We start from the raw sequence: 9273 nt of genomic DNA on the forward strand, positions 1-9273 counted from the left end.
GTGAGGATGATCTGCCAGACTGGAGACCACGTGAGCAAGCCCGTAGTACTGATCGCCGAAGAGCTCTCGCCCGCCACCGTCGACGCTCTCGGACCGGACTTCGAGATCCGCAGCTGCAACGGAGCCGACCGGGACGAACTTCTCACCGCCATCGCCGACGTGGACGCGATCCTCGTGCGTTCCGCCACGAAGGTCGACGCCGAGGCCGTCGCCGCGGCCCGCAAGCTCAAGGTGGTGGCCCGGGCGGGGGTCGGGCTCGACAACGTCGACGTCCCCGCCGCCACCAAGGCCGGCGTCATGGTCGTCAACGCGCCCACGTCCAACATCGTCACCGCCGCCGAACTCGCCTGCGGCCTGCTGATCGCCAGCGCGCGGAACATCCCGCAGGCCAACTCCGCGCTGAAGAACGGCGAGTGGAAGCGGAGCAAGTACTCAGGCGTCGAGCTGAGCGAGAAGACACTCGGCGTCGTCGGCCTCGGCCGCATCGGCGTGCTGGTCGCCCAGCGGATGTCCGCGTTCGGGATGAAGGTCGTCGCGTACGACCCCTTCGTGCAGCCCGCCCGCGCCGCGCAGATGGGTGTGAAGCTGCTCTCCCTGGACGAACTGCTGGAGACCTCGGACTTCATCACCGTCCACCTCCCCAAGACGCCGGAGACCCTCGGCCTGATCGGCGACGACGCCCTGCACAAGGTCAAGCCGGGCGTCCGCATCATCAACGCGGCCCGCGGCGGCATCGTCGACGAGGCGGCGCTGGCCTCCGCGCTCAAGGAGGGCCGCGTCGCGGGCGCCGGCCTCGACGTCTACGCGAGCGAGCCGTGCACCGACTCCCCGCTCTTCGAGTTCGATCAGGTCGTGTGCACTCCGCACCTGGGCGCCTCCACCGGCGAGGCCCAGGAGAAGGCGGGCATCGCCGTCGCCAGGTCGGTGCGGCTGGCGCTGGCCGGTGAACTCGTGCCGGACGCGGTCAACGTCCAGGGCGGAGTCATCGCCGAGGACGTGCGTCCGGCGCTGCCGCTGGCCGAGGGCCTCGGCAGGATCTTCACCGCCCTCGCCGGGGAGGTCGCGGTGCGGCTGGACGTGGAGGTGTACGGCGAGATCACGCAGCACGATGTGAAGGTGCTCGAACTCTCCGCTCTCAAGGGTGTCTTCGAGGACGTCGTCGACGACACGGTCAGCTACGTCAACGCTCCGCTCTTCGCCCAGGAGCGCGGTGTCGAGGTCCGGCTCACCACTTCCAGCGAGTCGCCCGAGCACCGCAACGTGGTGACCGTGCGGGGCACGCTCAGCAGCGGTGAGGAGGTGTCGGTCTCCGGCACCCTGGCCGGGCCGAAGCACCTGCAGAAGATCGTCGCCGTCGGCGAGCACGACGTGGACCTGGCGCTCGCCGAGCACATGGCCTTCTTCCGCTACGCCGACCGTCCGGGCGTGGTCGGCACCGTCGGGCGCATCCTCGGCGAGGCCGGCATCAACATCGCCGGCATGCAGGTCGGCCGGGCGACGGCGGGCGGTGACGCGCTGGTCGCGCTGACCGTCGACGACAACATCCCCGCCCCGGTACTCACGGAGATCAAGGGCGAGATCGGTGCGACGTCCGCCCGCAGTGTGGACCTCACCGACTGAGCAGCGCCCACCTGACGCACCCCCTGCGGGCAGTGGAAGCGTGCCCGGACCGCCGATGAGACGTGGTCCGGGCACGGCGCGTCTCCGCCGGCAGCCGATCCGGTCCGCGAGGGCCGGCAGGAGCCCGGAAGTCAGCTCGGGAAGCGAGCCCGGGAAATGAGCCTGGACGTGAACCGGGAGAGAGGACCTGCCGTGACCGTCGAACGTCCGTCGCCTCCGCTCGCAGCGGGAGAGCGCGAGACGCTGCGTGCCTGTCTCGACTTCCACCGGGCGACGCTCGCGTGGAAGTGCGAGGGGCTGACGGACGAGGAACTGCGCCGTCAGTCGATGCCACCCTCGACGCTGTCGCTGCTCGGACTCGTCCGGCACATGGCGGAGGTCGAGCGGGCCTGGTTCCGGCGGACGGTCAACCGTGAGGACATCCCTCTCCTCTGGTCGGAGGAGGGCGACTACCAGGAGGCGTACGAGGCGAGCGGGTCCACGCGCGCCGAGGCCTTCGAAGCGTGGCAGGCAGAGGTCGACCACGCCCGCCGCATCGAGCGGGAGGCCGCGTCGCTCGATGTGACCGCACACCAGGCCAGGTGGGGCGAGGACGTCTCCCTGCGGCTCGTCATGCTCCACCTGATCCACGAGTACGCCCGCCACAACGGCCACGCCGATCTCCTGCGCGAGGGCATCGACGGCACTGTCGGAGCCTGACGGCCGCGCCGCCCGGCCCGGTCCGGCCCCCGGCGGTCCGCCCCCGGTGGTCCCGGCGCAGTGCTTCGAGCATCGACCCGTAGTGCGCGGCGCGCAGGATGTCTTCGACGACGACGTGGTAGCCGTGGTCGAGCGCGTAGTGGGCGACGGTGCCGACGAGACCGATGTTCGCGCCGTCAGGGGTGTCCCTCTCGCGGAGCACGACCCGCCGTAGATCGTCCTGGGCGACCAGGGCGAGGCCTCGTCCGTACCGTGCGCGCACCTCGGCGGCGACCGAGGACTTTCCCGATGCGGAGTTGCCGCGGAGCACGATCAGCCGAGTCGTCGCCCAACCCACCGTCATCCGCGGGACCTTACCCGCACCGGCCGCCGGGGAAGTTCAGCTCCCCGGGGGCGTCCACACGTACGGCGTCATCGTGGTGACCGCCCGGAAGCCCAGCCGCGTCAGCACGGGGCGGCTGTCGCCGGTGGCCTCCACCTGCAGGTACCGCACGCCCCGTTCGGCGGCCATCCTCGCCCGGACGGCGACGAGACTCCGGTAGAGACCCCGGCCCCGCCACTCGGGCACTGTCGTACCGCCCCGCAGACCTGCGTGACCGGCCTCTCCCGAGAGCAACATCCACGCGGCGCAGACGATCCGCCCGCCGGTCTCGGCGGTCAGCACGACGGTGTCGTCCGGCGCCGCCGCCGTCCGTTCCGTCAGCATGCCGGCCAGCCAGCCGAGGTCGCTGCCCCAGATCTCGGACTCCATGGCGGCGATCCGGCGCATGTCGTGCTCGCCGGTGACGCGGCGCACCACGACCCCCTCCGGAAGGACCGGTTCCGTCACCATCTCGGAGGCTTGCCCGAGGAGGACCGTCCGGCTCTCCCCGGGCACGAAGCCCGCTGCCCGCAGGCGCTCGGGCAGTTCGGGCGGCTCGTCGTGCCGGTGCGCACGCCACTCGACGGACTCGCCGCGCTCCGCGAACCGGTCGCGTTGCCGGGCGACGAGGCGATCCAGCGCGGCGCCGCGCACGCCCATGTCGCGCGGCGTGAAGACGAAGCCGCGGAACTGGCCGACGGTACGGACCACGGGGCCGTCCTGTTCGAGCACGGCCCCGGGCAGCGGCTCCGGGGGCGCTCCGCGCATCCGCTCGTCGTAGAGCGCCAGTAACGCGTCATCGCTGTCCGTCACACCACCGACGCTACGCTCCGGCCCCGGCCGGTCCCCCGGGGTTTCCGGAATCCCGGGCACAGCTCCGGACGGTCCGCCTGCCCGGAGCCCGGGAGTTCCGCACCGGGACGAGAGGGACGCGTGCTCCCGGACGAGCGCCGCACGGGCCTCGGGCGACGCAGGGCCTCGGGCGACGCAGGGCCCCGGCGACGCGCGGGCTCGGCGGCCCTCACAACCGCGCCGCCTTCAGAGCCATGTGCAGCAGGAGGCGTGACGCGCCGTCGTCGAGATCGAGGGCGGTGAGCGCTTCGACGCGCGAGAGGCGGTAGTAGAGCGTCTGACGGTGGATGCCGAGCGCCGACGCGGTACGGCCCGCCTGTCCCGCGTGATCGAGGAACACCTCGGCCGTACGGGCCAGTTCGGCATGCGCGGGGCTCAGCAGGGCCTGTACGGCGGGCTCGTCGCCGACGTCCGCCGACAGCCGGGTGAGCAGCCGGTACGGACCGATCGCGTCCCATTCGGCCACGGGACCAAGGCGTCCCTCCGCGTGCGCGGCACGCGCCGCGGCCACCGCCTCGCACCACGCGGGCAGCAGCTCGGCGAGGCCGCGGCGCGGGGCGCTGATGCCGGCGGCGGCCGGCTGACGGGGCACCCGGAGCAGCCGCTCCGCGGTCGTACGGACGGAATCACGGCCCTGCACGGAGCGCAGCCGCACCACAGCGGCCAGGACGGGCCCGGCAGGGGGACCGCCGTCACCGTCACCGTCACCGTCACCGTCACCGTCACCGTCACCGATGCCGGTGCCGGGACCTGCCCGTACCTCCGCACGGGACGTCTCCCGGCGGCGCTCGGCGTTCCGCGACCGGCGTGGTACCGGCCCGGCGGGGAGCACGCACCGGGCCACCACGTGGGGTGGTACGTGGGCGGCAGCAGCGTCCGGGCCTGCGGACCCGTCCGTCCGCCAGGGCGTCACCGCCAGCAGAGCCAGCGGGCCGGCGGCAGCAGGGCCGATGAGCTCCCGCAGTTCGGCGGCGGCAGCGGCGCGCTCCTCACCACTCGGTCCCGGCGGCGCCCCCCGTCCCGGCTCCGGCCCACCGCGTCCCGGCGCCGCCACCGCCCCGGTGCCCGGTCCCTCCTCACCGCCGAGCAGCAGCGCCCGCAGCAGCTCACCGGTGCGCGCCTCCGTGCGTGCCTCCGCCGCCAGCAGCTCGCCGATGCGCGCCGCCACCGTCATGGCGGGGGTCATGCGCGGGTCGGCGAGGTCGAGCCTGCCGTCGTCGATCAGCCAGATGTAGCCGTGGACGACGCCCCCGTACCGCACCGGCAGGCAGATCCGGCCGTGCAGGACGCCCGCCGACGGTTCCGGGTGGATGCGTACGGGGGCTGTCGCCCTGGTGATGCCGAAGCTCTCGAACCACGCGCGCACGTCGGCCGTCGAGCCGCGGCCCAGGATCGAGCGGGTGCGGACGGGGTCCAGGGCGGGCTCGTCGCCCTCGCCGTGGCTCTCGTGCGCACCGAATGCGATCAGCGCGAAGTCGCGGCCCTCCAGCGTGGCGGGAGTGCCGAGCAGGGCGGAGACCTCGTCGATGAGCGCCTGGTAGTCCTCGCGCATGGCCGCTCCGCTGTTCATCTGCTCGTGCCGCAGGCCCGCCGGTCCCCGTGGTTCGCCGGTGGGCTTGCCCGTGCGCCGCCTCCCCGGATGCGGCTCTCCCCATTCTCGTACAGATGTCTGAGATCTGGGACACGGATGCGTGACAGCTGTCGATGGCGGCTGTACAGAGCGATCCTTAGATTCAGGGTGGCTCCGACGCGCCCCCGGCCCACCGCGCACACGGTCTGCCCCGGACGCCAGGAGCGTGCAGAAGAACGCCAGTGGAGGTGCCCGTGTTCGGACCAGTGCTCCTCGCCGCCTCGCGCAGCGACGGCATCCGCCGTCTCGTCTCGACCGCGCCGGTCACCCGCCCCGTGGTGAACCGTTTCGTGGCAGGTGAGCAGCTCGACCCCTGCCTCCAGGCCGTACGTTCGCTGACCGGACGCGGCCTCCAGGTCACCCTCGACCACCTCGGCGAGGACACCACGGACCGCACGGAGGCGCTGCGCAACCGCGACGCGTACCTCGCCCTCGCCCAGGCGCTCGCGGAGGAGGGCCTGGGGACGCGGGCGGAGATGTCCGTGAAGCTGTCCGCGTTCGGGCAGGCGCTCCCGGGGGGCCACGACGTCGCCCTGGCGAACGCCCGGCCCGTCGTCGAGGCCGCGGCCGAGGCGGGGACGACAGTGACACTGGACATGGAGGCGCACCACACGGTCGACTCCACCCTCGCCGTCCTGGCCGAGCTGCGTACCGGCCACCCGCAGACCGGCGCAGTCCTGCAGTCCTGTCTCTTCCGCACCGAGGAGGACGCGGTCGCCCTCTCCGGCGAAGGCTCGCGCGTACGGTTGGTGAAGGGGGCGTACAACGAGCCGGCGGCGGTCGCCCACCAGAGGAAGGCGGACGTGGATCGCGCCTACGTCCGCTGCCTGAAGATCCTCATGTCCGGCAAGGGCTATCCCATGGTCGGATCGCACGACCCGCGGATGGTCGCCATAGCGCAGGAACTGGCACGGCGACTCGGACGCAAGCACGACGAGTTCGAGTTCCAGATGCTCTACGGCATCCGGGACGCCGAGCAGCAGCGGCTGGCCGCCGAGGGCCACCGTGTGCGCGTATACGTCCCCTACGGAACGGACTGGTACGCATACTTCATGCGGCGCCTCGCAGAGCGCCCGGCCAATCTCGGCTTCTTCCTCCGCTCGCTCGCCACCCGCGGCTGACCGGCTGAAGAACACTGACAGTGCCCTCGTACGAAGGAGAGACGGCAGCCATGGACGCTGTGACCCAGGTCCCCGCCCCGTACAACGAGCCGGTGCACACCTACGCACCCGGTTCCCCCGAGCGTGCCCGCCTGGAGCGAAAGCTCAAGGAGCTCGCAGAGAACCCCGTCGACCTGCCCATGACGATCAACGGGCAGAAGCGGATGGGGGGCGGCGAACGCTTCGACGTCGTCCAGCCGCACAACCACAGCAAGGTGATCGGCACCTACGCCAACGCCACCCGCCAGGATGCGCAGGAGGCAGTCGACGCCGCTCTGGCCGCTGCGCCCGCCTGGCGTGCGATGTCCTTCGACGACCGTGCCGCGATCATCCTCAAGGCCGCCGAACTGCTCTCCGGCCCCTGGCGGGAGACGATCGCCGCCTCGACGATGCTCGGCCAGTCCAAGACGGTCCAGCAGGCGGAGATCGACGCCCCGTGCGAACTGATCGACTTCTGGCGCTTCAACGTGCACTTCGCGCGTGAACTCCTGGAGGAGCAGCCGCCCATGCAGCCGAAGGGCGTGTGGAACCGGCTGGACCACCGTCCGCTGGAGGGCTTCGTCTACGCGATCACGCCTTTCAACTTCACCGCCATCGCCGGCAACCTGCCCACCGCGCCCGCGCTGATGGGCAACGTGGTCGTCTGGAAGCCGTCCCCGACGCAGACCCACTCCGCCGTGCTGCTCATGGAGCTGCTGGAGGAGGCCGGACTGCCCAAGGGCGTGATCAACCTCGTCACGGGCGACGGCAAGGAGGTCTCCGAGGTGGCGCTGCCCCACCCGGACCTGGCGGGCGTGCACTTCACCGGCTCGACCAGGACCTTCAAGCACCTGTGGAAGGCGGTCGGCGAGAACATCGACCGCTACAAGTCCTACCCGCGCGTCGTCGGTGAGACGGGCGGCAAGGACTTCATCGTCGCCCACCCGACCGCCGACGCGGCGGTGCTGAAGACGGCCATGGTGCGCGGTGCCTTCGAGTACCAGGGTCAGAAGTGCTCGGCGGCGTCCCGCGCCTACATCCCGCGTTCGCTGTGGGACGGCGGCCTGAAGGACGAACTCGTCGCGGAGACCGAGGGGTTGGCGATGGGGGACGTCAGCGACCTGTCGAACTTCATCGGTGCCGTCATCGACGACCGTGCCTTCGCCAAGAACAAGGCCGCTATCGACCGGGCGAAGCAGGACCCCAGCTGCGAGATCCTCGTCGGCGGCGAATACGACGACTCCGTCGGCTGGTTCGTGCAGCCGACCGTCATCGCCTGCACCGACCCGGAGAACGAGGTCTTCTCCGAGGAGTACTTCGGCCCGATCCTCGCCGTGCACGTCTACGAGGACGACACGTGGGCGACGATGCTGGAGCAGATGGAGTCCGTCGCCGCCTACGCCCTCACCGGCGCCGTACTGGCCCGTGACCGGGCCGCGTTGGCGGAGGCGAGCGACAAACTCCGCTTCGCCGCGGGCAACTTCTACCTCAACGACCGGCCGACCGGCTCCATCGTCGGCCAGCAGCCCTTCGGCGGCGCGCGGGCCTCCGGCACCAACGACAAGGCGGGTTCGAAGTTCAACCTGCTGCGGTGGATGTCGCCCCGCGCCATCAAGGAGACCCAGGTGGCGCCGACCGACTACCGCTACCCGCACATGGGCTGACCCCGACGCCGCGGACCGGTCCACGGACCGTCCTGCGACGCCCGGCCCGCGACGGCCCGGTGCCCTCCCGCGCGGAGGGGGCCGGGCCGTCGCGCCGTGGTGCCGGGACGTCGCGCCGGCCGGCTTCCGTCAACTCCCTGCTAACGTCCGGCACATGCCGATCCGTGCTGTGCTGTGGGACGTCGACGACACTCTTTTCGACTACACCGGCTCGGACCGCGCGGGCGCCCTCCGGCACATCGAGGCAGAGCGTCTGCTGTCGCGTCATCCCTCGCCGGAAGCCGCCCTGGCACGCTGGCGGGAGGTGATGGAGGAGCAGTTCGCGCGCTTCGTCGGCGGAGAACTGGGCTTCCTGGAGCACCGCAGGGAACGGGCCCGGGCCTTCCTCGGAACGGCCCTCTCCGACGCCGAGGCGGACGCCTGGTTCGGGCGCTACATCGCCCTGTACGAGCAGGCCTGGACGCTCTTCCCCGACGCGGTCCCCGCGCTGGACGCGCTGACGCCCCGCTACCGGCACGGCGTGCTCTCCAACTCCTCCTCCGCCGTGCAGGAGCGCAAGCTGCGCCGTCTCGGCATCAGGGGGCGGATGGAGGCGCTGCTCTGCGCGGACGAAATCGGCCATGCCAAGCCCGCTCGCGAGGCGTTCCGCGCCGGTTGCGCGGCGCTGGGGCTCCCGCCGCAGGAAGTCGCCTACGTCGGGGACAGGTACGACATCGACGCCCGCGCCGCCGACGAGGCAGGTCTGCACGGGATCTGGCTCGACCGCACGGGGACAGCGGGGACAGCGGGGACAGCCGAGTGCACCGGCACGGGCGCGGAGGAGGCGGCGGGGGCGGGAGGGCATCCGGACGGGCGCGCCACGGCGGTCCCGGGGACCACTGCCGTGGTCAGGCGCATCACGGGCCTCGGTGAGCTGCCCTCGCTCCTCGCAGACCTTCCGTAACGCGGCGGGTGGCCTGAACCGAGTGGTCTTCGTCTCAGATAGTAGGAAGACCAACTATTTGGCGAGACAACACTGACCTCCGGCTCTACCTTTGTGGAAGCCGAACGTCTCGCTCATCCAGCGACCGGCGGACGAGGCAACGGTGCGCTCACGCAGGCGACCCCTGCTGCACCCTCACGCCCCCGCCCCTTCCGGCGTCATCGACCCCCCACTCTTCTTCGATCTGTTTGTGCAGAAGGAGTTGCTGATCATGGATGAGACTGCCCGCCGCCGCGTGCGGCACGCCGCCCGCACGAAGCGTGACACCGACCGCAAGAACGCCGCAGCCGCGCTGCAGCGCGCGCTCGACCGTCGCGACAACGGCG

At 71.7% G+C, this 9273-nt stretch carries 7 protein-coding genes and 1 pseudogene; 5 read left to right on the forward strand and 3 right to left on the reverse strand.

The window, feature by feature from the left end:
- Positions 1-6 precede the first annotated feature (6 nt).
- On the forward strand, positions 7-1620 hold the full coding sequence (gene serA / locus ACFPA8_RS07235; protein WP_386443982.1) for a phosphoglycerate dehydrogenase: 1614 nt from the start codon (positions 7-9) through the stop codon (positions 1618-1620).
- A 192-nt stretch (positions 1621-1812) separates the two neighbouring features.
- The gene (locus tag ACFPA8_RS07240; protein ID WP_386443984.1) at positions 1813-2319 is read left to right on the forward strand and encodes a DinB family protein; all 507 of its coding nucleotides are present in this window, start codon (positions 1813-1815) and stop codon (positions 2317-2319) included.
- Positions 2320-2347: 28 nt separating this feature from the next.
- On the opposite strand, the pseudogene ACFPA8_RS07245 reads toward ACFPA8_RS07240, so the two are convergent.
- The 3 genes and pseudogenes from ACFPA8_RS07245 to ACFPA8_RS07255 all read right to left on the reverse strand — a co-directional run.
- Positions 2348-2662: pseudogene (locus tag ACFPA8_RS07245) on the reverse strand (P-loop NTPase family protein); the annotation flags it as partial.
- Positions 2663-2698: 36 nt separating this feature from the next.
- A complete protein-coding gene (locus tag ACFPA8_RS07250) occupies positions 2699-3493 on the reverse strand; it encodes a GNAT family N-acetyltransferase (protein ID WP_386443987.1) in 795 nt (264 codons plus the stop codon).
- 208 nt (positions 3494-3701) lie between these two features.
- Positions 3702-5084, reverse strand: coding sequence for a PucR family transcriptional regulator (locus tag ACFPA8_RS07255; RefSeq protein WP_386444713.1), 1383 nt, complete (start codon positions 5082-5084; stop codon positions 3702-3704).
- 272 nt (positions 5085-5356) lie between these two features.
- On the opposite strand from ACFPA8_RS07255, the gene ACFPA8_RS07260 reads away from it, so the two are divergent.
- The 3 genes from ACFPA8_RS07260 to ACFPA8_RS07270 all read left to right on the forward strand — a co-directional run bounded on the left by ACFPA8_RS07260 (position 5357) and on the right by ACFPA8_RS07270 (position 8908).
- Positions 5357-6283: a proline dehydrogenase family protein gene (locus tag ACFPA8_RS07260; RefSeq protein ID WP_386443990.1), complete on the forward strand. Its 927-nt coding sequence runs from the start codon at positions 5357-5359 to the stop codon at positions 6281-6283.
- Positions 6284-6333: 50 nt separating this feature from the next.
- On the forward strand, positions 6334-7965 hold the full coding sequence (gene pruA, locus ACFPA8_RS07265; RefSeq protein WP_386443993.1) for an L-glutamate gamma-semialdehyde dehydrogenase: 1632 nt from the start codon (positions 6334-6336) through the stop codon (positions 7963-7965).
- A gap of 154 nt (positions 7966-8119) precedes the next feature.
- Positions 8120-8908 carry an HAD family hydrolase gene (locus ACFPA8_RS07270; protein ID WP_386443995.1) on the forward strand — a complete coding sequence of 263 codons (789 nt, stop codon included), beginning with the start codon at positions 8120-8122 and terminating at the stop codon, positions 8906-8908.
- The last annotated feature ends 365 nt before the right edge of the window (positions 8909-9273 follow it).

The organism is Streptomyces ovatisporus, assembly GCF_042653885.1.
Lineage (GTDB): Bacteria > Actinomycetota > Actinomycetes > Streptomycetales > Streptomycetaceae > Streptomyces > Streptomyces ovatisporus.

Excerpts from the sequence above, each read along its gene's own strand:
- serA (WP_386443982.1), top strand. The coding sequence starts at position 7 with ATGATCTGCCAGACTGGAGACCACGTGAGCAAGCCCGTAGTACTGATC.
- ACFPA8_RS07255 (WP_386444713.1), bottom strand. The coding sequence starts at position 5,084 with ATGCGCGAGGACTACCAGGCGCTCATCGACGAGGTCTCCGCCCTGCTC.
- pruA (WP_386443993.1), top strand. The coding sequence starts at position 6,334 with ATGGACGCTGTGACCCAGGTCCCCGCCCCGTACAACGAGCCGGTGCAC.
- ACFPA8_RS07270 (WP_386443995.1), top strand. The coding sequence starts at position 8,120 with ATGCCGATCCGTGCTGTGCTGTGGGACGTCGACGACACTCTTTTCGAC.